Genomic DNA, 22,442 nt, shown 5'->3' with positions numbered 1-22,442 from the left:
ACGATGCATCACTCATTGGCTCGCAGTCCTTTCACACTCAGGTCATCTGAATCACCGGTCCGCCGGTCCTCACCGGGGCCCCGTGGATGCTCCGGGGCCGCCTCGATCAACGGGGAGGTTGCAAGTCGCCGATCACGCGACGGGGATGCACCTAGGTTGCCCGAACTGGTTGGCCGGGGAGGTCGGCCCCTAGCGTGGGCTGGTTTTAGCCCGACCGAGAACAGGAGCGCGAGCAGAGCAGGAACGAGCGGGATGAGGAGCCGTTGGAAGTTGTAAGTAAAGGTGCCCCGCACCAAGGCGAACGTGAATCCGCTGGTCAAGGCGTAGACAAATAGCCACGGGACAGTACGGCTGGTTTCGAGCCGTGAGCTCAAGCGGCCCAAGAAAAAGCCAAAGATCAGAAACACCCCAATGGTACCGAGCCAGCCGAAGTTCAAATAGGGCTCACTGTACATGGAAAACGAGAAACCGATGCCGCGCTCTGCTGTCGCCGGGAAAACGTCCGCGTTGAGAAGCTGGTCGGTCGGCAGTGGTTTTGAGGGCCAGATGGCCCGTGGGATGGGCGCTGCCAGCAGGCCCAAGTAGGACGATCCGTACGTCTGCTCCAACGCGCCGCTGCTTTGTCGCGCCACTTGCAATGAGAAAGCATCAACCATTGCTGTGTCCAGGGAGCCGAGTGAAGTCTCGAAGATCTCTTTCGGGCTGAATGCGGCACCCAGAGCCGAAACCCATCCCACGCTGTCATCGGTCGAGTTTCGCCAAATGCGGGGAGCTACGAATCCCACCACCAGCAGTATTGGCGCGAACAACGCAAACCGTCTCCACGTGTTACGCCGTGGGGTCAGGTAGATCCAGACGATGGCCAGCGCCAAGATGATCGGGAGGAACTGAGAGCGCGTTCCGGAAAGCAGGCTGGGGAGCGCTAACGCTGCAAGGAAGAAGGCGGCCCTCACGGCCCGGCGCCTTTCGCCGCTCGCAGCTGCTTGGATGAAGAGCAGGACGATCGCCCCTGTGGCGATCATCAGGCCCGAGTAGAAGTAACCAGATGAGGTCCCCACCTCGGCTTGGAGCTCGCGATCGCGCCCTGCGGTCGAGACGGCCAAGTAGTTGCCGAGGCCGATGGACGCGATGTGCAGGGAGTAGAGTCCAGTCCCGACCAGCGCTACAACCACTACGAGCGGGCGCACCCTCCTCCACCCCGCCTCCGGAATCGGCAATATAGCTCGAGAGGGCCCACGCACCTCCACGCGAGAACTCAGCCCGTACGCAACGGAAAAAGCAAGAAATGCAACTCCTGCCGTTAGTTGGGCGGTGACGAAACTTCCGTCGTACTCCGTGCCGGTGAACAGGTTCCGCCCACCTTGGAAGCGAAGAGAATAGGCTGGCCGCGCCACAAAGAGAACCGTTTGGCCCACGGCAATCAGGGTGAACAGTGACAGCGGCCTAATAGGCTTCGCGGAGGTGAATGCCACAAAAAGAACTGAGATCACGACGAACACGATGGCAGTCAAGACGCCGACCTCGCCGTCGCTCAATCGCGGCAGCGTCTCGACGACGAACAGTGCCGCAGCGCTGAGGGCCGACGCTGCCAGAAACAACGCCGCCCAAGCTGCAGGTAGGCCCTGCGTTCGCCGCATCACGTCGCCTCCGCCTTCGGAAAGTGTTTGACGAATCTGAATCGCAGGGCCAGATGATACGCCATCCCGCTGACGAGTATGCCGACTGCCAATGCGTATGTCGTGGACGCGAAACTTGCTGCGCTGATGCATGTCAAGTAGAGAAACGTCGACAAAAGGATAATGACGGTGACAGCTCCGGAGAGACCTTGGTCTACCTCCCAGGCCAGGATGGTCTGATTCATCGCCGTGAGTCCAGCGCCGAAGATGATCGCCGCGGCAATGGGCCAGGATGGGCCGAACTCGCTTCCGTAGACGACGGTCATAAGTATTGGAGACGCGGAAGACGCAAGCGCCAGAACAGCGGCTACTAGTGTCATGTATCTCAAGGCTGAACGCAGAAACTGTGAAGTGTCTTCCTTTCCGCGTCTGACCATCTCCGGGATCATGGACTGCATGAGTGAACTGGTCAGGATTCCCAAGGGTGCGACCAGACGGCTCGCGGCTGCGAAGTACCCCGTGACGACGGGGCCAGCCAGCAGCATGACAATGACCGTATCGAGCTGGCGGAGATTATCGCCAAGGCCAGTCAGCCAGAACCGGCGTCGACTCGACAAGAGCTTGATGGGGGACTGCATCGGCAGAGAGGCATGGATGCTCAGGAGAGCGGGTCCGGCGACAAGGGAAAGCCCGCACGCAAAGAGAATAAGCTCGGTGGGTGAGGACACTCTTTGCGCTTGCCCTAACAGCAGTGCCGCCACCAAGACTGCTCTGCGTGCGAGAAGAAAAGCAATAGCCACGTTCTCTCGAAGCAAGCCAACGTACAGGTTTTGGCTCAGATTTCCCACGGCTTCAGAGGTCGCCCAGATGGTCGCAGCCAGGATCAAGCTGGGACTCATGTTCTCGAACGACAAAACGCATCCGACGAAAGTGAGCCCGATGGTCAAGGCGGTGGTGGTGCACCGCAATGCGAGCACTGCCGCGAGCGTGCCGCCGGGATCGTCTTCGCGTTTGATTCGCAGCGCCAGGGTGCCGAATCCGAACTCAAACGGTGTCATGGCCAAATAGGTGATGGACACGACGACAAAGAACCGGCCGAACTCTGCGACGTCCATGAAGGAGGCAAGGAGCGCCAGAGATGCGGCCTGCAGGAGAGCGCCCGCGATCTTGCCTCCGGTGATGAGTGCGAAGGTGCGCTGGAAGCGCGACAGCCTCATCAACTTCGGTCTGCCAACTCGCTTAGCAGTTCAGTCACCTCGGAGCCATACTGCTCCCAGGTTCGTGTCTGCCGTGCGATGCGTCTCGCAGATGCACCCATGTCTTGCCGGGTCGCCTCGTCCAAGAGGATCTCGATAGCATCCACGATTGCGCTGACTGACGCGGGTGGAACCACCACAGCGGCTTCGGGCACGAGTCCGATGTCGCGTGCGCCGCAGTTGTCCGTAACGATCGACGGAAGTCCAATGGCCGCAGCCTCCGCCAAGGAATTGCCGAAGCCGTCGACCAGCGTCGGAAATGCGAACGCATGCATGGCGGATAGGTGGCCCCAAAGGCTTTCCTGGTCGGTCTTCTCGGTGTGCTCGATCTGCACGCCCGGGTACGCCCTTCGGAGCTCGGGTACAAACCCGGTCGCATCGTTGCCAAAAAGGTGCAGCGAGACCTTGTCCTGGAGAGTCCCGTATATTGCCTCAGTTAGGTAAGAGATTCCTTTGCGCTGATTAATCTGTCCAGAGAACGCGACCCGCAACTTCTCGCCGGGGCGACGACGCTCGGTCGATGTCGGCAGGTTGAAACGCTCGGCGTAATTAGCCGCCAATGGAACGTTGATTACCTGAGCACTGCTGCCGCTGAAAGAGCGTGCTGTAAAGGCGCTGTTTGCGATGATGCAGTCAGGAACTCCGGCAGTTTCCGAGGAGTCGGTCCTCTCGTCCGGGGTGAAGCCTACGCCAAGGTGTCTGGCCCACCTGGCGTTGCTTTCCCGCTCGGCTTTCAAAATCGTTTGGACGGTGGAGGCTTTTGGGAGGGGTGTGTAATGCGCAAGGATCAGTCCGTGCTCGCGCACGACCTGGTCAAGGTCGCACGCTGTTCCGGTAGGGATGAGAACTCCGGAAACGCCGTCGGGATTTGTGCGTAACTGGCGGGCGACGGCGCGCCCTATAGAAAAGTCACGACGTTGGACAAGGGCCCGTCGGATCGGAGCTGCCCCGCATGCGAGGGCCACCGCGGCCCCCAAGTCTTGGGGCAGTCCGCGTCTCCGTATGAGGTCGTTCTCAAGTTGCTTCGGCAGCATTCTGTTCGCCATCGCCGATTGGGCGGGCGAGGGCACCGATCTGAATTGTGCGGCAGTCCAATACGTGTGCAACCGTCTAGCCGCGGACAGCCCCGATGCTGCCCACTTCGGCGCCGGGTGGTTCCCAGGGTTCACTACTATCCACTTGCCGACCTTGCTCATGCTGTGCTCCGAACGGCGTCGACGATGAGGTCCGCGAGGGCTTCGGGCGTGTGTCTCAGGATCTCTGGTTCGGGCACTGGGCCGCGCCACTGCGTCTTCGACTTCGCCATCGACTTCGCTATCTGCTCGACTGTGACGTCGGTCGGGATGACGCCACCCATGTGGCTGATGTCTTCCAAGATCCCCGCGCGGGTGCTTACGACCGCGTGAAGCCCGGCTGCCAAGGCTTCGTTCACGACGAGTCCCCATACTTCCTCTATTGACGGCAGAACGAGTGTGTCGTGTTCCCACATCACTGACGGCAGTCTGTCGTTCGGCACCGAGCCGATCAGTCTCACGCGATCTGCGACGCCGAGTCGCGCAACCTCGGCCAGAAGTGCCTGTTCGAGGTGCCCCTTGCCGACAATGGTCAGGTTGTCGTCGCGAAAAGTCGCCGATCCAAACGCTTGGACCAGGTTGATGACATTCTTGCGCTCGATCAACTGGCCGACGTAGATAAAGTTGTGCGCCGCACTTGGCGCTCGAAATGTCGTTGTTGTGCGGCGAAACTTGTCGACATCGACCGGATTAAAACCCTGCCGGATTCGATCTTGAGTGACTCCGGCGTGCAGCAATGCCTGAGCGGGGCCGGTGCCCGGGGCGACGACACAGTCCAGATCTGCGAAGTACTCGGAACGGGCGCGGGCGACGGGTCCACGGCTGAAGCGTTGCGTCTTCGATGTCGACTCGTAAAAGCCAATCAACGTTGATCCCGACCGGCGTGCCCACCTTTTGAGCTGAAAGTACGCGGGTTGTTCCCAGCCTCCCAGCACTACGCAGTCGTACTTCTCTGCGGGTGAGGTCCGCAGGACGTATGTTGGGCGGCCCCGAACGCTGAAGGCCGTTGTCCGAAGACTCTCAACCGCGAATCCTGGGGCGGTTGGTCTGATCCACTCCGAGCTGCGGTTCCGTGTTCTCTGAAGCCGCTCGAACTGGTGCTCATCGGCGAGCAGGAGGACCGTAAGGTCGACGCTCTGAGCCAGAGCGTTCCATACGGGCACACGGTAGGGCGGCGCCATGTTGGTAACCCATGCCATGCGCGGTTTCTGAGTTGTCACGGAGGTCTCTCGGCGGCGTTCAGCCAAGACGCCTGGTCCTGGTCTGGTGGTCATTGGCTGCTCGGGCGCCGCCGATCGGCTCGGCGGAAGGCGCCCGCTTCGGGGGCCGCGGGCTAGTGACGCTGAACTCTGGCTCGGAGTAAACCCCTGCGGTGCATGCTCATCCATCAGGTGCGTCCAGCTACGGGGTGCGTCCTTCGGTCCCAACGAACCTCCAATCGCGGCGCTGGTGACGGTACGTGGCTCTGCACGCCATTGTGTCGTAGCCAGCGATCGACGTTTGGGGTTTGTCGCGATCAGAGCCGCCCGGCGGGTGTGATGGGGCGCACTGCGCCGGGTCGAGATGGCTACCTGCGGCGATTGTGACATCGCTGCTGTCACAATCAGCGCATGACCAACGGGCGGGCACTCGTGACGGGCGCGGGCGGCCAGGACGGCCACTACCTCGTGCGGTGGCTGCTGGCCAAGGGGTACGAGGTCCACGGTCTCGTGCGCGGTGTGGGGGCGACTGCGTCGCCCGACGAGGCGCTGCCCGGCCTGCATCGCGTGCCCGGTGACCTCACCGACCTTCCCAGCCTGGTGCGTGCGATGTACGCCGCTCGGCCCGACGAGGTCTACAACCTCGCGTCGATGTCGCACGTCTCCAACTCGTGGGCGACGGCTCAGCTGACGACCGACGTGAATGCCAAGGGCGTCGTCAACATCCTCGAGGCGATTCGCCTCTACGAGGGCGACCACGTCGGCAGGGTCCGCTTCTTCCAGGCATCGAGCTCGGAGATGTTCGGGAAGGTGCAGGAGGTGCCGCAGCGGGAGTCGACGCTGCCGTGGCCGCGCTCGCCGTACGGGGTCGCGAAGACCTTCGGGCACCACGTGACGGTGAACTACCGGGAGTCCTACGGCATGCACGCGTCGTCGGGGATCCTCTTCAACCACGAGTCGCCGCGGCGACCCGTCGACTTCGTGACGCGAAAGATCTCGCGCGCCGTCGCCCGCATCAGCCTGGGCCTCCAGGACGAGCTCGTGCTCGGCAACCTCGACGTCGAACGCGACTGGGGTTTCGCCGGTGACTACGTCGAGGCGATGTGGCTGATGCTGCAGCAGGACGAGCCGGACGACTACGTCATCGCCACCGGCGAGACCCACTCGCTGCGGGAGCTCCTGGACACGGCCTTCCGGGTCGTCGGCATCGACGACTGGAGCCGCTACGTGCGGCAGGACCCGGCGTTCATGCGCCCGGCGGACGCCGGTCTGACCGTCGGCGACGCGAGCAAGGCGCGCGAGGTGCTGGGCTGGAAGCCGCGCGTCACCTTCGAGGAGCTCATCACCATGATGGTCGAGCACGACCTGGCCGAGAACCGGCCCTGAGACCACGAACGCCCACCCCCGTCGCGGGGGTGGGCGTGTGGCCGTGCAGTGAGACTCAGAGCTGCTTGTGCTGTCCCGTCTGCGCCTGGCCGGCGAGCAGGTCGCGGATCTCGGTGAGCAGCGCGATGTCCTCCGGCGTGCCGGGCTCGTCGGTCGGGTCCGGGAAGAACCGCTCCTTGGCCTTCGTGTAGGGCATCACGATCGCGAAGTAGACGACCGCCGCGAGGATGACGAACGCGATGAGGGCCGTCAGCCACGCACCGACCGACACCCCGCCGGGGGAGTAGGTCGAGAAGTCCGGCTGCCCGCCGACCTTGCCCACGAGGTCCATGATCAGCGCGACCGTGGCCGTCACCACCGTCGCGAAGGCGCCGCCCATGATGAAGGCGACGGCGAGCTCGATCAGGTTGCCGCGCAGCAGGAAGTTCTTGAATCCGGTCATCGCCAGCTCCTTGTCCCGAGGCCCCGGTGCCGGGGCGGTCGGCGCACGAGCCTAGTTCGTGAACGCGATGGTGAGGTAGTGGTGGACGGCCGCACCGGCCAGGGTGACCGCGGTCTCCCGAGGAGCAGCCACCACCACGAGGCGGCCTCCGAGACCCGCAGCGCCGACGTCGCCGTCGTCGGGTGGGAGCGCGACCACGCGGACGTCGCGGGCCGCGGTGCGCGTCGTACCGCTCTCCGCGTCCGTCGCCAGCACGTCCACGACGTCACCGACGCCCAGGAGGGCTGCGACGCCGGCGTCGGGCAGACGGAGGGGCACCGTCACCTCGCCCTCCGTCGGCGCGAGCGCGCTCGCCCCCACGATGCGCCGGGTGGTGAGGGGCTCCCGCGCGTCGACGGGCGCGGCGACGACGGCACCGACCAGCTCGTCGGCCGTCAGGCGGCCCGCGGGAGCAGCCTCCGGGGGAACGGCGACCGTGACGAGGTCGGCCGCCTCGATCACCGTGCCCGCCGGCAGGGGCGACGCGGCCACGACCACCGGGGTGCTCGCCGGGGGAGCGGGGCGGAGCACCGCCACCGTCGCGCCGACGGCGACGAGGGCGCAGGCGGCGGCCAGCCACCGACGTCGACGGACGAGTGCGTGACGGACCGAGCGGAGCCGCCGGGCGGGCGACGGCCGCGTCGGCCGCGACGGAGTGGAGGAGTCCGAGACCATGGCGACGACGCTAGGCGCCGAGCGCGATGTGCGCGGTGCCTCATCCACAGGCCGTGGCAGGCCCCCGGGGGTTCCCTAGGATCGGGGGATGACCTGGGTACGCCGCTGCTGCGCTCTCGCGCTGCTCGTCGGCGCCACCGCCTGGGTGGCCTTCGCCGTCACGGCGGCGCACTCGTCCGAGTCCAAGATCCTGCTGGCGCTGGGCGGCGGCCACGGTGTCGTCGCCAGCGACCTGCCGCGCGCCCTGGTGTGGGCGCTGGTCGCCGTGGTCAGCGTGCGCGCGATGCGCTGACGCGCGTCGCCCCCGCGTCCCCCTTCAGGCGGATGCGGGCGACGACGTGCTGCTCGACGTGCTGCTCGAGGAGCTCGACGAGTCGGACTTCGTCGTGCTGCTCGACGACGAGCTGTCGCTGCTGGAGCTGCTCGAGCCGCCGGACGTGCTCGAGCTCGACGAGGCACCGCTGCTCGAGGACGTGTCGGTGCCGCGGCTGTCGTTGCGGTAGAACCCGGACCCCTTGAACACCACGCCGACCGCGTTGAAGAGCTTGCGGAGCTTGCCGTGGCACTCGGGGCACTCGGTGAGCGCGTCGTCAGAGAACTTCTGCACCTGCTCGAAGGAGTGACCGCACTCGGTGCAGGCGTACTGGTAGGTGGGCACGTGAGACCTCCGGAGAACGTGACGTCGAGCGAGAGATTGGCACTCTCAAGCCTCGACTGCCAAGTCTAGGCGCTCGCCGGAGACGGTGGTCACCAGTCCAGCAGGTCGGCTTCCGCTAGCTCGCTGAACCCCGTGCACCCGCACGCCTCGGTGCACCCGTGGGGCGCGCGTGCCTCGTGCAGGAAGGCGAGGTGGTCGCAGGAGCAGCGCTGCTCGTGCGGCAGGTTGATGGCCATAACGGTAACTATGGCCACCCGCCGCCCGTTTCTAACCTGCTGGAGCGATGTCCGTCCAGATCTTGAGCATTCGCTCAGGACTTGTTCAGGACCTGCGGAAACCCACGACCCGGTGCGGCATGCACGCGAGCACGAGTGCCGCGATCCAGCCCAGGGCCGTCCAGCCCAGCAGCAGGTTGATCCAGAAGACGCCCCAGGCGTTCTGCTTGCCCCGGAACGCGGCCACCATCCACGGCACCATGTAGCCGAGGGTCAGGACCGCCACGACGATGCTGACGATCGAGCTGGCCGGGCGGCCCTTCTTGTCGGTCACGACGGCGTCCATGCCGTCATCCTTCCCGACAGGTGGTGGAGCCTCAGACGGTGATGGTGCCGGTGACCGCGCCGGTGCGGCTGTCGACGACCTCGAGCACGAGGCCGTGGCCCGTGATGGGCAGGTGCACGACGGTCGTCCCTGGACGGACATCGCAGTTGAGGAAGGCGCCGTCACCCGACGGGGTCGACGCGAGGACCAGGGCCTCGAAGGCCCGGTTGGACGAGATGGTGAGCGTGCTGCCCTCGGCAGCGAGGTCGACCTGCATGTGTGCTCCCGTGAATCTGACGACGGACCCCAGATCCGTCGTTCCCTCTCCCTGAGAGGAGTGTGGGTCCTACCCGGCGGTACGACTGCATCGCGCGTGTAAACAGTGCGTGACGCCTGCGCCGGGCAGCACTGAAAACGAATACCTCGACAGGGTATCAATTATTGACGGTGCGCGTGCACGATCCCGTCGACGGTCAGCGCACCGTCGACCGCCCGGTCGTGCGGCTCGGCCGGCACGGGCAGTCCGACCTCCTCGGGGTGCAGCACGACGAGCAGCGGGGCGTGCGGCGAGGCATCGGCGAGTGCTCGGTCGTAGGCGCCCCCGCCCCGCCCGAGCCGCATCCCGTCCGGCCCCATGGCCAGGCCCGGCAGCAGCACGAGATCGGCACGCCCGAGACCGTGGAGCGCTTCGGCCGGCTCCAGCAGCCCGCGGTCGGCGGCGACGAGGGCGTCGCGCGCGACGTACCGGCCCCACGTCATCGACCAGTCCGACCGCAGCGCGGGGAGCAGCACCTCGACCCCCCGCGCGACCAGCGCGTCGAGGAGGGGGAGGGTGCGCGGCTCGCTGCCCACCCCGACGTACGCCGCGACGCACCCCCCGGCGGACACGACGCCCGCGAGCGGTCCGGTGCGGAGCGCGGCGTCGGCGAGGGCGGTGCCGTGGGCCGCGCGGGCCGCGTCGCTCCGCTGCTCCCGCAGGCCGAGGACGGTGCGCCGCAGGGCGCGCTTGGCCTCCCGCGCCCCACCCGTCGGGACGGGTTGTGCAGGAGGATGTGTGGACGGCACCGAACAAGCCTACGATCGCGCTCATGGGTAGCCCTGGCCTGAAGAAGGCGGCCGCGAAGATGCGCGACGCCGGTGTCGACGAGACCGCCGTGGAGGTGTTCGCGCACTACTACCGGCTGCTCGAGCACGGCGAGACCGGCATGATCGCGGAGGACACGATCGAGCCGCTCGACATGCCGGCGCTGGCCGACATTGACGTGGACGACGAGGTCGGCGCCGAGGCGCTGGCCGCCACCGTCGTCATCAAGCTCAACGGCGGCCTCGGCACCTCGATGGGCATGGACCGCGCGAAGTCGCTGCTGTGCGTGCGCAAGGGCCTCTCGTTCCTCGACATCATCGCGCGGCAGACGCTGCGGCTGCGGGAGAAGTACGACGCGCGCATCCCGCTCGTGCTCATGAACTCGTTCCGCACGTCGGCGGACACGCTGGCGGCCCTGGAGCGGTACGACGCGCTCCCGGTCGACGGGCTGCCGCTCGAGTTCCTGCAGAACAAGGAGCCCAAGCTCCGCCTCAGCGACCTCGAGCCCGTCGAGTTCGGGCCGGACCCCGACCTCGAGTGGTGCCCGCCCGGTCACGGCGACATCTACACCGCGCTCCTCGGCACCGGCCTGCTCGACGAGATGATCGCGCAGGGCTACCGCTACGCGTTCGTCTCCAACTCCGACAACCTCGGCGCCGTCGCCGACCCGCAGGTCGCCGGCTGGTTCGCCTCCTCGGGGGCGCCGTTCGCGATCGAGGCCGTGCGCCGCACACCGTCCGACCGCAAGGGCGGCCACTTCGCGCGCCGCAGCTCCGACGGCCGCATCATCCTGCGCGAGACCGCGCAGACCCGCGACGAGGACAAGGACGCGCTGGCCGACCTCGACCGCCACCGCTTCATGTCGACCAACAACCTCTGGTTCGACCTCCGCGCGATGAAGAAGACGCTGACGGAGCGCCAGGGCGTGCTCGGCCTGCCCCTGATCCGCAACGTGAAGAACGTCGACCCGGCCGACTCCTCCACCGAGAAGGTGGTGCAGATCGAGACCGCGATGGGCGCCGCCATCGAGGTGTTCGAGGGCGCCCAGACGATCGAGGTCGGCCGCGACCGGTTCATCCCGGTGAAGACGACCAACGACCTGCTGGTGCTGCGCAGCGACATCTACGCGATCGGCGACGACTTCGTGCTCGACCAGGTCGCGACCGACGTGCCGTTCGTCGACCTCGACGGCGACGTCTACAAGCTCGTCGGCGACTTCGACCGCCGCTTCCCCGAGGGCGCCCCGTCGCTGAAGGAGGCCACGGCGCTCCGCGTCCGCGGTGACTGGACCTTCGGCAAGGGCGTCACCGTCAAGGGCGAGGTCGAGCTCGACGAGGCTCCTTCGGCGCAGCGCCTCGACCCGGGTACCGTGCTGGGAGGCTGACCTCGACCGAGGTCCCCCGCCCGACCGCCGAACCGAGGAGCCTGATGCCTGACGCGACCTCCCTGATCGGCGTACCGGAGTTCTTCGAGCGCGTGATGGACGCCGTCCACCCGCTCGCGCCGATGTCGCACTCGCTGCAGGAGGCCTCCGGGCTCGCGTGTGCCGAGGACGTCGCGGCGCCGGTGGCGCTGCCGTCGTTCGACAACGCGGCCATGGACGGCTACGCCGTGGTCGCCGCCGACGTCGTGACCGCGAGCGAGGACCACCCGGTCCACCTGCCCGTCGTCGGCGAGATCGGCGCCGGCCAGGCGCGGATCATGGCGCTCAGCCCCGGCACCGCCGCGAAGATCATGACCGGCGCCCCCGTGCCGGCCGGGTGCGACACGGTCGTGCCCTACGAGTGGACCGACCGCGGTGTCGCCCAGGTGCGCATCGAGCGTGCACCCGCCGTCGGCCAGCACATCCGCAGCCGCGGCGAGGACGTGACGGCCGGCGAGGTCGTCGTCTCCGCCGGCACCGTGCTCGGCCCGCGCCAGATCGGCCTGCTGGCCGCCGTCGGCCGCTCCCACGTGCTCGCCCGGCCCCGCCCCCGCGTCGTGGTGGTCTCCACCGGCTCCGAGCTGCGCGACCCCGGCGACGAGGTCGGCCACGACTCGATCTACGACGGCAACTCCTACATGCTCGCCGCCGCGGCACGCGCCGCCGGTGCGGTCTCCTACCGGGTCGGCATCGTGCCCGACGACCCGGGCGCCTTCCTCGAGGCCGTGCACGACCAGCTCGTGCGGGCCGACCTCGTCATCACCTCCGGCGGCGTCAGCGCGGGCGACTACGACGTCGTCAAGGCCGCGCTCGGCTCGGCCAGCTCGGGTGCGAACGTCTGGTTCGGCGGCGTCGCCATGCAGCCCGGCAAGCCGCAGGGCGTCGGCACGATCGGCGACGACCAGACGCCGATCGTCACCCTGCCGGGCAACCCGGTCTCGGCGTACGTCTCCTTCGAGGTGTTCGTGCTCCCCGCGATCCGCAAGCTCATGGGGCTGGCGCCCTACGCGCGGCCGCTGCGCCGGGCCGCGCTCACCCACCCGGTCACCTCGATCGCGGGGCGGCGGCAGTTCCTGCGGGGGGAGTACTCGGTGCCCACCGGCGTCGGCGGCAACGTCGCGCGCGGCGCCAGCGTCACGCCCGTCGGCGGCCACGGCTCCCACCTCCTGGGCGACCTCGCGGCCTCCAACGCCCTCATCGTCATCCCCGAGAGCGTCACGCGCGTCGAGGCCGGCCAGCCCGTGCACGTGCTCGCCCTCGACGAGCAGTTCTGAGGCCGGACATGACGACACCGCCCGAGGGCTCCCGCCTCACCCACGTCGACGAGCGCGGCTCCGCCCGCATGGTCGACGTCTCCGCGAAGACCGTCACGACGCGCACCGCGACCGCCACCGGCCGCGTGCTCGTGTCGCCGACCGTCGTCGGCCTGCTGCGCGGCGAGGGCGTGCCCAAGGGCGACGCGCTCGCCGTGGCCCGCATCGCCGGGATCATGGGCGCCAAGCAGACGCCCGCCCTCGTGCCGCTGTGCCACCCGCTCTCGCTGTCCGGGGTCACCGTCGACCTCGAGGTGACCGACGAGGCCGTCGAGATCAGCGCGACCGTGCGCACCGCCGACCGCACCGGCGTCGAGATGGAGGCCCTCACCGCGGTCTCCGTCGCCGCCCTCACCGTCGTCGACATGGTCAAGGCCGTCGACAAGCTCGCCGTCATCACCGACGTGCGGGTCGAGGCCAAGTCCGGGGGCAAGTCGGGGGACTGGACGCGATGAGCGCGGTCGCGGGACTCCCCGCCGCGGTCGTCGTCGCCTCCAACCGCGCCGCCGCCGGCGTGTACGACGACACCACCGGCCCGCTGCTCGTCGAGGCCCTCCGGGCCTGGGGCTTCGCGACGCCCGACCCGGTCGTCGTGCCGGACGGGGCGCCGGTCGGGGAGGCCGTCGACAGCGCCGTACGGGCGGGGGCGCGGGTCGTGCTCACCACCGGCGGCACCGGGCTGACGCCCACCGACCGCACGCCCGAGGTGACGCGCCCCCTGCTCGACCGCGAGGTGCCCGGCATCGCCGAGGCGATCCGGGCCGCCGGGGTGGCCAAGGGAGTGCCGACCGCGGTGCTGTCCCGAGGGCTCGCCGGCGTCGCCGGCCACTGCCTCGTCGTCAACCTCCCCGGCTCCCGGGGCGGGGTGAAGGACGCCCTCGGCGTGCTCGCCGACGTCGTGCCCCACGCCGTCGACCAGATCGGCGGCGGCGACCACCCGCGCACCGGCGACTGACGTGCCCTGGAGCCACGCCGCGGCCTGGCCCGCGCGCATCGTCGACCCCGACCCCGCGACCGGCCTGGTCCTGCGCTCGATGACGATGCGCGACGCCCAGGCGTGGCGCGACGCGCGGCAGCGCAACCGCGACTGGCTGGCCCGCTGGGACGCCACCGCGCCCCCCGGTGCCGAGACCGACACGCCCCTCACCCTGCGCCGCGGGCTGCGGCAGCTGCTGCGCCTCGCCGACCGCGGCGAGGCGATGCCGTTCGTGCTCGAGGTCGACGGGGCGTTCGGCGGCCAGGTGACCGTCAACAGCGTGCTGCGCGGCTCGGCGCAGTCGGCGTCGATCGGGTACTGGATCGACCAGCGCTTCGCGGGCCGCGGGCTCATGCCGCGGGCCGTGGCGCTCGCCGTCGACCACTGCTTCGGGCCCGGACGGCTCCACCGCGTCGAGATCGCCATCCGGCCCGAGAACTCCAGCTCGCTGCGGGTGGTGGAGAAGCTGGAGCTGCGGGAGTTCGGGTACGCGCCGCGGTACCTCCACATCGACGGCGACTGGCGCGACCACCGGCTCTACGCCGTCACCCCCGAGGAGTGCCCCGGCGGGCTGCGCGCGCGGTTGGGGTGAGAGCGAGCGACACTTTCCCCGGACGCCACACCAGTTGTCAACCGACACACCAGTGCGCCTCCCGGACTCGCGTGCTCCGCGCTCGTAGCCTCGGCTCGTGGATCTGAGCGGTGTCATCTTCGTGGCGGTCGCCATCGCATGGGTGGTGTACCTCCTGCCCCAAGCCATCAAGCACCACGACGAGACCGTCCAGACCCGCTCCGTGGAGCGCTTCTCGGCGACGATGCGGGTGCTCGTGCGCCGCGGCGGTGCCGGCTCCGCAGGCGCCGACCAGCCGGTCGAGGACGTCGCCGAGCCCGTAGCTGCGCCCACCCCTGCGCAGCTCCGGGCCCGACGCGCCGCCGCCCGCCGTGCCATGCAGCGCCGTCGCCGGGTGCTCGGCGTGCTCGTCACGCTCCTCGTCGTCGGCGTCGTGCTCGCGCTGACCGGCGTCATCGCGGGCGGGTACGTCGCCGCTCCCGTCGTGCTCCTCGGCGCCTGGCTCGTCACGTGCCGCGTCATGGTCAAGGGCGAGCTCGCCGCGTGGGACCAGGCCCGGGCCGTCGTGTCCGTCGCCGTGCCGCGCTCCACCGAGGCCCCCAACGCCGCCAGCAGCGAGGCGGACCTCGTGGCGGGTCTCGAGGGGTACGACGACGGTGGCGCCCACCTGCTCGAGGCCAACGCCGAGACCGGCCTCATCTCCGCCGTGTCCGCCGAGGGGGCCACCCAGCTCTCGCGGGCGCACACGCCGGGCGACCCCGCCGAGACGCGCGACCCGCGCACCCTGTGGGACCCGGTCGCGGTGCCGCTCCCGACGTACGTCAGCAAGGACCACGCGGCCGCCCGCGAGCTGCCCGCCTTCGACTTCGACGACACGGGCGTCTTCTCCTCGGGCCGCGACCAGGCCGACTCGGAGCTCGTCCGTCGGGAGCGCGCGGAGGCCGAGGAGCGGCGTACGGCGGCCCAGCAGGCCGAGCTGGACGACCACCGCCGCGCGGTCGGTCACTGACACCGTCCCCCCTCCGTCGGTCGTGGTGGGAGGCCTGCGGAAAGTGGGGGGCTGGCACCACGACCCGGATTCGGACCGCGGCGACGGTGGTGCTAACGTTTCTCCTCGCGTCACCACGGTGACGCACTGGGGCTGTGGCGCAGTTGGTAGCGCGTCTCGTTCGCATCGAGAAGGTCAGGGGTTCGAATCCCCTCAGCTCCACCATGATCGGCTTGCGCCGACCCGCGATCGCCGCAGTGCCGGCCACGTCGGGGCGGTCGAAGTGCTCCTCCGAAGCGCCCCGGAACATCTGGGGCGCTTTGCCGTTGCCGGCGTTGCCGCCGCGCCGCTCTCTGGTTCCGCGACTCCGCGACTCCGCGACTCCGTGACGCCTGTTGCCTCACCCGGTCAGGTGAATTTAGGTTAGCCTAAGCTCGGATCCGGATCGGCACGAAGGTGAGCCACATGAAAAAAGCAACGCTTCTCCTCGCTGCGCTGACGTCGGCGCTGGCTCCGATCGCGGTGGGCTGCGGTGCGAGCGACGCACCCGACAGCGGCTCGGGGACGGTCGTGGAGCACGTCTTCGGTGTCACGGAGGTGCCGGACGATCCTCAGCGGGTCGTCACGCTGGGATGGGGATCGACCGAGGCGGCCCTGGCGGTCGGTGTGGTTCCGGTGGCCATTCCCAACGGAGAGGGAAACGGGGGTATCGACGATGGTCTGCACCCGTGGGTGGCCGAGTTCCTCTCCGACGAAGGGCTCGACGCACCGGAGCTCCTGTCGGCGAACGCCGGCGCGGAGCCGCCCTTCGAAGAGATCGCGTCCTACGATCCTGACCTCATCCTGGCCGTCGAGGCGGGCTTGACGGACACGCAGTACGAGCGGCTGAGCGAGATCGCTCCGACCGTGGCCCATCCCGGTGAGGCGTGGGCCACTCCCTGGCGTGAGGTCATCACGATCACGGGCGATGCGCTCGGCGAGCCTGACCGGGCCGCCGACGTCCTCGCGCAGGTCGACGCGAAGACCGAGGCCGCTCGTCGGGCTCACCCGGAGTTCGCCGGCCGGTCGATCACGGCCTCCGCGATCTACGACGATGAGTTCTACATCTTCACGGGAAGTGAGCCACGCTCGCTGCTGCTCGCGCAGCTGGGCTTCGAGGTGGAGTCCTTCGGCCAGACCGAACCGTGGTACGAGCTGAGCTTCGAGCACGCTGGCCAGATCACGTCGGACGTGCTCCTCCTGTACTTCCAGACGGAGGACGAGGCGCGGGCGTTCGAGGCGAGCGCCCCGGCCCGACTCCTGACCCAGTATCGCGAGGGGCGGGTCGCCACCGTCATCGGCGGCGCGAACGTGGCTGCGGTCTCTCCGCCGACTGCGCTCTCCTGGGAGTGGACGCTCGACGACTTCACCGACGAGCTCTCCCGGGCCGCCGCCCACTGACCGATGCCCCACCGCCCGAGCGGGGGAGGCCGTCGCACCGACCGGTGCGACGGCCTCCCGCGCTCAGGTGCCCCGCAGCTCGCGGCGCAGGATCTTGCCGGTCACCGTCTTGGGCAGCTCGTCGAGCAGGACGACCTGGCGGGGGTACTTGTAGGCCGCCATCCGCTCCTTGCAGTGCGCGACGAGCTCCTCGGCCGTGGCCTGCCGGCCCGCGTGCAGGCTGACGAACGCCTTCACCGTCTCGCCGCGCTTCTCGTCGGGCACGCCCACGACCGCGGCCTCCCGCACGGCCGGGTGCTCGGCCAGGACGTCCTCGACCTCCCGCGGCCACACCTTGTAGCCCGACGCGTTGATCATGTCCTTCTTGCGGTCGACGATGAAGATCCAGCCGTCGTCGTTCATGAACCCCACGTCGCCCGACCGCAGCGACCGCCCGGGCAGGCTCGCCTCGGTCTCCTGCGGCTTGCCCCAGTAGCCCGCCACCACCTGCGGACCCTCGGCGACGATCTCGCCGACCTCCCCGAGCGGTACGTCGCGGCCGTCGTCCCCGAGCACCCGCACCACCGTGGAGGGCACCGGCGTGCCGACCGACAGCGCGCCGGAGACCGGGTCGACCGGCGACGGCGTGCCGAACGGCGTGAGCGTCATCGGGCTCGTCGTCTCCGTGAGGCCGTAGGCGTTGTGCACCTGCAGCCCGGTGGCCTCGAGGAACCGCTTCTCGGCCGTCGGCGAGATCGCCGCGCCGCCGGAGTAGACCGACGTGAACGAGGAGAAGTGGTCGGTGGTGAAGTCCGGGTGGTTGAGCAGGGCGTTGAACGCGGTGATCGCGCCGATCGTGCACGTCGGGCGGTGCTCGCGGAGTGCGTCGAGCACCACCGCCGGCTCGAACCGGTAGGCCAGCACCAGCGGCATCGGGGCCAGGAAGCTGACCGCGATGTGCCCGATCAGTCCCGTGATGTGGAAGAGCGGCGCGATGCCGAAGACCGAGCCGCCGGGCCGGAAGCGCGCCCAGTCGCGGTAGACCGTCGCCGTGAACACCACGTTCCCGTGGGTGTTCATCGCGCCCTTCGGCACGCCGGTGGTGCCGGAGGTGTAGGTCAGGAACGCGACGTCCTCGGGCCCGAGCGTGACGGGCGGCGGCACCTGGCCGCGGTGCTCGTGGATGAACGCGGCGAGGTCGGTCGTGCCCTCGTGGCGCTGCCGCTGCGTCCCCGCGAACAGGCGGGCGTCGTGCCGCGTCTGGTGCTCCAGCTCGCTGGTGGTGAGCACGAGCTCGACGGCGCTGCCGGGGACGACGTCGCGCGCCACCTCGTCGTACAACGACTCCAGGGACACGAGCACGCGCGCCCCCGAGTCCTCGAGCAGGTAGGTGAGCTCCCGCGCGCGGCTCATCGGGTTGACGGAGACCATGACGGCGCCGGCCTTCCACGCCGCGAGGAGCACGACGAGGAACTGCGGGACGTTCTGCAGGTACGCCGCGACGCGGTCCCCCCGCGCCACGCCGTGCGCGAGGAGACCGGAGGCGAGCGCGTCGCTCTGGGCGTCGAGCTCGGCGCGGGTGAGGACCCCGTCGAAGTAGCGCACCGCGACGCCGTCGGGCTCCTGGGCGAGACCCGCCCGGAACATGTCGAGGGCGTTGCGGTGGCCGGGTTCGATCTCGGGCGGCTGCTGGCCGTAGAGGCCCAGCCAGGGGCGCTCGTCGTAGACGCTCACGCCTCGCTCACTTCACGACGAGCGGGTTGACCGGCGAGCCGCTGCCCTTCGCGACCTTGAGCGGGGCGGCGGCGTAGAAGAACTCGTAGCGGCCGTCCTCGGCGCAGTCGGCCGCGAGCGCCTCGAGGTCGCAGATCTCCGTGAACGCGATGCCGAGGTTGCGCATGAGCGCGTTGTGGAGCACGAGGGCGACGCCGTTGTTGGGGTCGGTGGTGACCTCGTTGGCGATGGTGTCGGTGACGAGGTTGGGGATCTCCATGTCGGCGAACCACTGCACGAGCTCGGGGCTGTAGACCAGGCCGGGCTCGCAGAAGCCCTCGTAGAACTTGTCGCCGAGCTCGAAGAAGAGCTGCAGGTAGTTGGTGCGGATGAGGAGGATGTCGCGCTTGCGGAGCTCGACGCCCTGGGACTCGGCGCACGCCACGAGGTCCTCGTGCGTGTAGGTCTCGGCGGACTCGAGGGTGTCCTTGCCGCGGAAGCGGGCCATGTCGAGCAGCACGGCGCGACCGACCACGCCCCGCTGGGCGATCGGCTCGACGGAGGCCTTGTCCATGCCGCCGACCGTCGTGCGGGCGTCGTAGCCGTTGTAGAGCTGGCCGCCGTACCAGACGTGGCCGAGCGCGTCGTACTGCGTCGAGCCCTGCAGGAACGCGTCGATCTTGTCGTCCGCGTAGTGCAGGCCGCCCGGGAACGCCGGTGCGTCCTCGCCGTCCCAGCTCGACTCGTCGAGGATCTGGGTGCGGGTCGCGGGGGTGCGGCCCGGCCAGACGGGGTCGCCCTTCGGGTCGCCGATGAGGCGCTGCAGCGTGAAGACCTTGCCCGAGCTGATGAGGCCTGCCGCGGCCACGACCTGCTCGGGACCCAGGTAGTTGAGGCTGCCCACCTCGTCCTCGGGCCCCCACTTGCCCCAGTTGGACGGGGAGTCGGCGAGCAGCTCGGTGAGGTCGGGGGCGGTGCCGTCGGACATGGATCCTCCAGGGGTCGCGCCGAACGGATCTGAACGCCCGCTCGGCTGATGCATGACCTGGATCACACTCGCGGGGATGCGGGTGCGGCGTCAAGGGTCGGAGCGGCGCCGGAACAGCCGGACCGGGGTGGTTGTTCGGAGGGTCATGAACAAGATCGGGTTCCTGTCGTTCGGGCACTGGACGCCGTCGCCGCACTCCCAGACGCGGTCGGCCTCCGACGTGCTGCTGCAGTCGATCGAGCTCGCCGAGGCGGCGGAGGAGCTGGGCGCCGACGGTGCCTACTTCCGCGTGCACCACTTCGCGCGGCAGCTCGCCTCGCCGTTCCCGCTGCTCGCCGCGGCCGGGGCGCGGACGTCGCGCATCGAGCTCGGCACGGGCGTGATCGACATGCGCTACGAGAACCCGCTCTATCTTGGTGATGGACTAGTTCGTGCGGCGTCCCGAGGCTAGATTCTGAATCCGGGGCCTGCCGGATCATCGCCCCTGCAGATCGCCGTGCAACGACCTCAGGAGCGCCTTGATGACAGATGCTGCCGCCCTCGCCAGTTTGGACTTCGGGTCCGTGAATTCAGAGTCCGAGGCCGACCTGGACCGCCTGTTCGTTCGGACGAGCGACTTCGACAAGTTCCTTCAGCCGCATGTCTGGTTGGCGCTTGGAGCAAAGGGGACTGGCAAAAGTGCACTCTTCGAGTTGTTCACCAAGTTTGAAAGCACTGCCAGACGACTCGCTGGCTCAGCGCTGAACGACGTCATCATCGCCCCGGGTACTGGATTCGGTGACCTCACCGAGGTGGCGACGGGAGACCTCCAAGCGTTGAAGTCCGAGGCCAAGGACTTTGACCATGATCGCCTCTGGCGGCTTTATATTGCGATCAAGGCGGGCATGGCTTTGGATGAATCATTTAAGATCCCCCGGGGTCCTTTGAGGGATCTTCTGGCCGCCGTCGGCGAACGCCGTGACTACCGCGTTGGTCCAATGCTCCGAGAACTCTGGACGTTGGCTATCGGCAATGCCCCAGAGGTCGTGACCGTCTCTGCAGGTGGCGCAAGCGTGGCATTGAGCGGCGGTAAGCGCAGTCTTGATGTGGTGACACTCCTCGATGACGTGAATACAGCGCTCTACGAGAAGGGGAAGGTGCTGTGGCTCGTCTTCGACAAGATCGACGAAATCTGGCCCGCGGATAGGGGCGAGCGCCGCCGCGCACTCGAAGGTCTCCTGACCGCCTCGATGCACATTCGTCGGACGTTTCCGGCGATTCAGCCGGTCGTGCTGCTCCGCACTGACCTATGGAGCGAACTTGACTTCACCAACAAGGACCACCTGACTGACAAGCGCATCGAACTTAATTGGAATCCGATCCAACTTACGAGTCTTTTGGTGAAGAGGGCGCTTCGACGAGAAGCCGTTCTTGCATACGTCCTCGGCCAGATCCCTTCACTCTCTGGCCGCGAAGTCGAAGACTGGACGGCCGACGAACGCCTTGACGCCCTGAAGACCATCTTCCCGTCAACCGCTTACCCCGGTGAGCGCGAGGCCGCGATCATGGACTGGTTGGTGGAGCGAGTCACTGATGGCCGTCGCACCGCCTTGCCGAGGGACACGATCGTTCTCGCCAACGCAGCGGCCGATAAGCAGCGGGACCTGGGGGAGGTGGGGTCTCCTTCGTTGCTCTCGCGCGAGGCGGTGCGGGAGGCGTTCACGAAGACCTCCGAAATTCGATACGAGTCGTTCCTGGCTGAGTTTCCTGATCTGCGCGAACATTTTCGCAGGTTCAGTGGCCTGTCAAAGGCCGACTTCACTAGAGCAGAAATCCTTGAACTGATGGATGGCCTTGAACCCAACGGGGATGCTCTACTTGAGCGTCTCTTCGAGATCGGGGTCGTCCGCCCAAACACTGGGCGGGTTCTTACGGCTGCCTCATACGAGATTCCACGCCTCTATCGCACAGGGCTTGGCCTCGTCATCAGAGGCCGTCCGTAGATCGCGTCAGCCTCCGGCGAGATATGGCGATTTTGGCAGATCGGTCGAGGTACGCCTGCTCAGTCAATGCGTTTTGCGTGAGAACCCGCTCTACATGGCGGAGGACGCGGGCACCGCCGACCTGATCTCCGGCGGCCGGCTGCAGCTCGGCATCAGCCGGGGATCACCAAAGCAGGTCGTGGACGGCTACCGCTACATCGGTTACGGGGCCCGCCGAGGGCGAGGACCACGCCGACATGGCGCGCCGCCACACGTCGGTGTTCCTCGACGTGCTGAGCGGGCGCGGCTTCGCCGAGCCGAACCCGCGCCCGATGTTCCCCAACCCGCCCGGGCTGCTGCGCGTCGAGCCGCACTCCGAGGGGCTGCGCGACCGCATCTGGTGGGGCGCCGGGTCGCGGGGCACGAGCGCGAGCCGCGCGTCTCGGTGAGCCGCAGCATCTTCCCGCTCGTCGACGACCGCGACCGCGCCTTCTTCGGGCACGACCGCGCGAGCAGCGACCAGGTGGGCTTCATCGACGGGGGTACGGCGTGCTTCGGCAAGTCGTACGCCGCCGAGCCCGACCAGCTCGTCGAGGAGCTGGCGAAGGACGAGGCGACCGCGGTGGCGGACACCCTGCTGATCACCGTGCCGAACCGGTTCGGGGTGGAGTACAACGCGCACGTCATTGAGTCGTTGCTGACCCACGTCGCGCCGGGGCTCGGCTGGCGCTGACCGTCGCGCGGGTCGGGGTGGGCCCGAGCTCGGGTGGAGGAGAACGCGGACGGGCCCGACCGGTGAGACGAAACTGCGCGGGCCTGTGAGGCCCGAGAAAGAAAGCGCGGACCTGAGTGGCCCGGGCCTCGGCGTGTCGCGGCTGAGGGTCCGCGTTCTCCTTCTCCTTCGAGCCCGCTCCTCGCCGCGCGCTTACGCAGCCCGCGAGCCGGCGCCTCAGTCGAGACTCGACGCCCGATGCGTCCGCCCCGCGGGAAGCGCTCTCGCCTCGGCTCTAGGGCTTAGATAGCGGGAGGTGCGTCAGCGTGAAGCGAACTTGAATTCATCTTGTCGGTCACGTGACCAAGGTGTTCTACCTTGGCCGCATCGGCGGCGATTGGTCGACCGGT

General features: G+C 68.3%; 26 protein-coding genes, 1 tRNA gene and 1 pseudogene. 15 read left to right on the top strand and 13 right to left on the bottom strand.

Going from position 1 to position 22,442, the window contains the following annotated elements:
- Nucleotides 1–8: 8 nt before the first annotated feature.
- From G3T38_RS17030 to G3T38_RS17015, 4 genes are all read right to left on the bottom strand, one after another.
- Nucleotides 9–1,637, bottom strand: coding sequence for an O-antigen polymerase (locus tag G3T38_RS17030; RefSeq protein ID WP_163773519.1), 1,629 nt, complete (start codon nt 1,635–1,637; stop codon nt 9–11).
- Complete coding sequence (locus tag G3T38_RS17025) at nt 1,637–2,833, bottom strand: lipopolysaccharide biosynthesis protein (protein WP_163773518.1); 1,197 nt, start codon at nt 2,831–2,833, stop codon at nt 1,637–1,639. Before G3T38_RS17025 ends, G3T38_RS17030 begins: the two co-directional genes overlap by 1 nt.
- Nucleotides 2,833–3,678 carry a glycosyltransferase gene (locus tag G3T38_RS17020; protein WP_163773517.1) on the bottom strand — a complete coding sequence of 282 codons (846 nt, stop codon included), beginning with the start codon at nt 3,676–3,678 and terminating at the stop codon, nt 2,833–2,835. The genes G3T38_RS17025 and G3T38_RS17020 overlap by 1 nt, the downstream gene beginning before the upstream one ends.
- Nucleotides 3,679–4,064: 386 nt before the next feature.
- Complete coding sequence (locus G3T38_RS17015; protein WP_163773516.1) at nt 4,065–4,811, bottom strand: glycosyltransferase; 747 nt, start codon at nt 4,809–4,811, stop codon at nt 4,065–4,067.
- A 744-nt stretch (nt 4,812–5,555) separates the two neighbouring features.
- Between G3T38_RS17015 and G3T38_RS17010 the strand changes: the two genes are divergently transcribed.
- Nucleotides 5,556–6,530 carry a GDP-mannose 4,6-dehydratase gene (locus tag G3T38_RS17010; RefSeq protein ID WP_163773515.1) on the top strand — a complete coding sequence of 325 codons (975 nt, stop codon included), beginning with the start codon at nt 5,556–5,558 and terminating at the stop codon, nt 6,528–6,530.
- 55 nt (nt 6,531–6,585) lie between these two features.
- Here G3T38_RS17010 and G3T38_RS17005 read toward each other — a convergent pair whose 3' ends face one another.
- Together G3T38_RS17005 and G3T38_RS17000 are read right to left on the bottom strand one after the other, a co-directional pair.
- Nucleotides 6,586–6,972, bottom strand: coding sequence for an MscL family protein (locus G3T38_RS17005; protein ID WP_163773514.1), 387 nt, complete (start codon nt 6,970–6,972; stop codon nt 6,586–6,588).
- Between the two features lie 51 nt (nt 6,973–7,023).
- Complete coding sequence (locus G3T38_RS17000; RefSeq protein WP_163773513.1) at nt 7,024–7,686, bottom strand: SAF domain-containing protein; 663 nt, start codon at nt 7,684–7,686, stop codon at nt 7,024–7,026.
- Between the two features lie 88 nt (nt 7,687–7,774).
- Here G3T38_RS17000 and G3T38_RS16995 point away from each other — a divergent pair, with 88 nt between their 5' ends.
- Together G3T38_RS16995 and G3T38_RS21895 are read left to right on the top strand one after the other, a co-directional pair.
- Nucleotides 7,775–7,978, top strand: coding sequence for a hypothetical protein (locus tag G3T38_RS16995; protein WP_163773512.1), 204 nt, complete (start codon nt 7,775–7,777; stop codon nt 7,976–7,978).
- A gap of 46 nt (nt 7,979–8,024) precedes the next feature.
- Complete coding sequence (locus G3T38_RS21895) at nt 8,025–8,189, top strand: hypothetical protein (RefSeq protein ID WP_241729022.1); 165 nt, start codon at nt 8,025–8,027, stop codon at nt 8,187–8,189.
- A gap of 14 nt (nt 8,190–8,203) precedes the next feature.
- On the opposite strand, the pseudogene G3T38_RS22355 reads toward G3T38_RS21895, so the two are convergent.
- From G3T38_RS22355 to G3T38_RS16970, 5 genes and pseudogenes are all read right to left on the bottom strand, one after another.
- Nucleotides 8,204–8,344: pseudogene (locus G3T38_RS22355) on the bottom strand (FmdB family zinc ribbon protein); the annotation flags it as partial.
- A gap of 89 nt (nt 8,345–8,433) precedes the next feature.
- On the bottom strand, nt 8,434–8,580 hold the full coding sequence (locus G3T38_RS16985; RefSeq protein WP_163773510.1) for a hypothetical protein: 147 nt from the start codon (nt 8,578–8,580) through the stop codon (nt 8,434–8,436).
- 85 nt (nt 8,581–8,665) lie between these two features.
- Nucleotides 8,666–8,905, bottom strand: coding sequence for a superinfection immunity protein (locus tag G3T38_RS16980; protein ID WP_163773509.1), 240 nt, complete (start codon nt 8,903–8,905; stop codon nt 8,666–8,668).
- A gap of 31 nt (nt 8,906–8,936) precedes the next feature.
- Complete coding sequence (locus tag G3T38_RS16975; protein ID WP_163773508.1) at nt 8,937–9,161, bottom strand: hypothetical protein; 225 nt, start codon at nt 9,159–9,161, stop codon at nt 8,937–8,939.
- A gap of 161 nt (nt 9,162–9,322) precedes the next feature.
- Nucleotides 9,323–9,949, bottom strand: coding sequence for a 5-formyltetrahydrofolate cyclo-ligase (locus G3T38_RS16970; protein ID WP_163773507.1), 627 nt, complete (start codon nt 9,947–9,949; stop codon nt 9,323–9,325).
- 23 nt (nt 9,950–9,972) lie between these two features.
- On the opposite strand from G3T38_RS16970, the gene G3T38_RS16965 reads away from it, so the two are divergent.
- The 8 genes from G3T38_RS16965 to G3T38_RS16930 all read left to right on the top strand — a co-directional run bounded on the left by G3T38_RS16965 (nt 9,973) and on the right by G3T38_RS16930 (nt 16,679).
- Nucleotides 9,973–11,352, top strand: coding sequence for a UTP--glucose-1-phosphate uridylyltransferase (locus tag G3T38_RS16965; RefSeq protein WP_163773506.1), 1,380 nt, complete (start codon nt 9,973–9,975; stop codon nt 11,350–11,352).
- Between the two features lie 44 nt (nt 11,353–11,396).
- Entirely contained in the window at nt 11,397–12,665 is a 1,269-nt protein-coding gene (gene glp, locus G3T38_RS16960) for a molybdotransferase-like divisome protein Glp (RefSeq protein ID WP_163773505.1), read from the top strand.
- Between the two features lie 8 nt (nt 12,666–12,673).
- Entirely contained in the window at nt 12,674–13,159 is a 486-nt protein-coding gene (gene moaC, locus G3T38_RS16955; protein WP_163773504.1) for a cyclic pyranopterin monophosphate synthase MoaC, read from the top strand.
- Nucleotides 13,156–13,659, top strand: coding sequence for a MogA/MoaB family molybdenum cofactor biosynthesis protein (locus tag G3T38_RS16950; RefSeq protein ID WP_163773503.1), 504 nt, complete (start codon nt 13,156–13,158; stop codon nt 13,657–13,659). Before moaC ends, G3T38_RS16950 begins: the two co-directional genes overlap by 4 nt.
- A 1-nt stretch (nt 13,660) precedes the next feature.
- Nucleotides 13,661–14,272 (top strand): GNAT family N-acetyltransferase, encoded by a 612-nt coding sequence (locus G3T38_RS16945; protein ID WP_338037730.1) that lies wholly within the window; start codon nt 13,661–13,663, stop codon nt 14,270–14,272.
- A 97-nt stretch (nt 14,273–14,369) separates the two neighbouring features.
- Nucleotides 14,370–15,260 carry a divisome protein SepX/GlpR gene (gene sepX / locus G3T38_RS16940; protein WP_163773502.1) on the top strand — a complete coding sequence of 297 codons (891 nt, stop codon included), beginning with the start codon at nt 14,370–14,372 and terminating at the stop codon, nt 15,258–15,260.
- 128 nt (nt 15,261–15,388) lie between these two features.
- Nucleotides 15,389–15,464 (top strand) — tRNA-Ala (locus tag G3T38_RS16935).
- Nucleotides 15,465–15,704: 240 nt separating this feature from the next.
- Nucleotides 15,705–16,679 (top strand): iron-siderophore ABC transporter substrate-binding protein, encoded by a 975-nt coding sequence (locus G3T38_RS16930; RefSeq protein ID WP_241729011.1) that lies wholly within the window; start codon nt 15,705–15,707, stop codon nt 16,677–16,679.
- Nucleotides 16,680–16,742: 63 nt separating this feature from the next.
- Here G3T38_RS16930 and G3T38_RS16925 read toward each other — a convergent pair whose 3' ends face one another.
- Together G3T38_RS16925 and G3T38_RS16920 are read right to left on the bottom strand one after the other, a co-directional pair.
- Nucleotides 16,743–18,392 (bottom strand): AMP-binding protein, encoded by a 1,650-nt coding sequence (locus G3T38_RS16925; protein WP_163773500.1) that lies wholly within the window; start codon nt 18,390–18,392, stop codon nt 16,743–16,745.
- A gap of 7 nt (nt 18,393–18,399) precedes the next feature.
- Nucleotides 18,400–19,359: a cyclase family protein gene (locus tag G3T38_RS16920; RefSeq protein WP_163773499.1), complete on the bottom strand. Its 960-nt coding sequence runs from the start codon at nt 19,357–19,359 to the stop codon at nt 18,400–18,402.
- Between the two features lie 145 nt (nt 19,360–19,504).
- Here G3T38_RS16920 and G3T38_RS16915 point away from each other — a divergent pair, with 145 nt between their 5' ends.
- The 4 genes from G3T38_RS16915 to G3T38_RS21875 all read left to right on the top strand — a co-directional run bounded on the left by G3T38_RS16915 (nt 19,505) and on the right by G3T38_RS21875 (nt 22,053).
- The gene (locus G3T38_RS16915) at nt 19,505–19,810 is read left to right on the top strand and encodes an LLM class flavin-dependent oxidoreductase (RefSeq protein WP_206675910.1); all 306 of its coding nucleotides are present in this window, start codon (nt 19,505–19,507) and stop codon (nt 19,808–19,810) included.
- 70 nt (nt 19,811–19,880) lie between these two features.
- Entirely contained in the window at nt 19,881–21,341 is a 1,461-nt protein-coding gene (locus G3T38_RS21885; protein WP_163773470.1) for a P-loop ATPase, Sll1717 family, read from the top strand.
- 236 nt (nt 21,342–21,577) lie between these two features.
- Nucleotides 21,578–21,769, top strand: coding sequence for a hypothetical protein (locus G3T38_RS21880; protein WP_241729003.1), 192 nt, complete (start codon nt 21,578–21,580; stop codon nt 21,767–21,769).
- Nucleotides 21,766–22,053, top strand: a complete 288-nt coding sequence (locus tag G3T38_RS21875; protein ID WP_241729002.1) for a hypothetical protein — start codon at nt 21,766–21,768, stop codon at nt 22,051–22,053. Before G3T38_RS21880 ends, G3T38_RS21875 begins: the two co-directional genes overlap by 4 nt.
- Nucleotides 22,054–22,442 lie beyond the last annotated feature (389 nt).

Source organism: Nocardioides zeae (assembly GCF_010686755.1).
GTDB lineage: Bacteria > Actinomycetota > Actinomycetes > Propionibacteriales > Nocardioidaceae > Nocardioides > Nocardioides zeae.
Note: the sequence above shows the minus strand (reverse complement) of the source record. Positions and strands in the feature narration are given on the sequence as shown.

What these genes read in the sequence shown, in the direction of transcription:
- G3T38_RS17030 (WP_163773519.1), bottom strand. Translation starts at nt 1,637, where the DNA reads ATGCGGCGAACGCAGGGCCTACCTGCAGCTTGGGCGGCGTTGTTTCTG.
- G3T38_RS17025 (WP_163773518.1), bottom strand. Translation starts at nt 2,833, where the DNA reads ATGAGGCTGTCGCGCTTCCAGCGCACCTTCGCACTCATCACCGGAGGC.
- G3T38_RS17010 (WP_163773515.1), top strand. Translation starts at nt 5,556, where the DNA reads ATGACCAACGGGCGGGCACTCGTGACGGGCGCGGGCGGCCAGGACGGC.
- G3T38_RS17005 (WP_163773514.1), bottom strand. Translation starts at nt 6,972, where the DNA reads ATGACCGGATTCAAGAACTTCCTGCTGCGCGGCAACCTGATCGAGCTC.
- G3T38_RS17000 (WP_163773513.1), bottom strand. Translation starts at nt 7,686, where the DNA reads ATGGTCTCGGACTCCTCCACTCCGTCGCGGCCGACGCGGCCGTCGCCC.
- G3T38_RS16995 (WP_163773512.1), top strand. Translation starts at nt 7,775, where the DNA reads ATGACCTGGGTACGCCGCTGCTGCGCTCTCGCGCTGCTCGTCGGCGCC.
- G3T38_RS16985 (WP_163773510.1), bottom strand. Translation starts at nt 8,580, where the DNA reads ATGGCCATCAACCTGCCGCACGAGCAGCGCTGCTCCTGCGACCACCTC.
- G3T38_RS16980 (WP_163773509.1), bottom strand. Translation starts at nt 8,905, where the DNA reads ATGGACGCCGTCGTGACCGACAAGAAGGGCCGCCCGGCCAGCTCGATC.
- G3T38_RS16975 (WP_163773508.1), bottom strand. Translation starts at nt 9,161, where the DNA reads ATGCAGGTCGACCTCGCTGCCGAGGGCAGCACGCTCACCATCTCGTCC.
- G3T38_RS16965 (WP_163773506.1), top strand. Translation starts at nt 9,973, where the DNA reads ATGGGTAGCCCTGGCCTGAAGAAGGCGGCCGCGAAGATGCGCGACGCC.
- glp (WP_163773505.1), top strand. Translation starts at nt 11,397, where the DNA reads ATGCCTGACGCGACCTCCCTGATCGGCGTACCGGAGTTCTTCGAGCGC.
- moaC (WP_163773504.1), top strand. Translation starts at nt 12,674, where the DNA reads ATGACGACACCGCCCGAGGGCTCCCGCCTCACCCACGTCGACGAGCGC.
- G3T38_RS16950 (WP_163773503.1), top strand. Translation starts at nt 13,156, where the DNA reads ATGAGCGCGGTCGCGGGACTCCCCGCCGCGGTCGTCGTCGCCTCCAAC.
- G3T38_RS16930 (WP_241729011.1), top strand. Translation starts at nt 15,705, where the DNA reads ATGAAAAAAGCAACGCTTCTCCTCGCTGCGCTGACGTCGGCGCTGGCT.
- G3T38_RS16920 (WP_163773499.1), bottom strand. Translation starts at nt 19,359, where the DNA reads ATGTCCGACGGCACCGCCCCCGACCTCACCGAGCTGCTCGCCGACTCC.
- G3T38_RS16915 (WP_206675910.1), top strand. Translation starts at nt 19,505, where the DNA reads ATGAACAAGATCGGGTTCCTGTCGTTCGGGCACTGGACGCCGTCGCCG.
- G3T38_RS21885 (WP_163773470.1), top strand. Translation starts at nt 19,881, where the DNA reads ATGACAGATGCTGCCGCCCTCGCCAGTTTGGACTTCGGGTCCGTGAAT.
- G3T38_RS21880 (WP_241729003.1), top strand. Translation starts at nt 21,578, where the DNA reads ATGGCGCGCCGCCACACGTCGGTGTTCCTCGACGTGCTGAGCGGGCGC.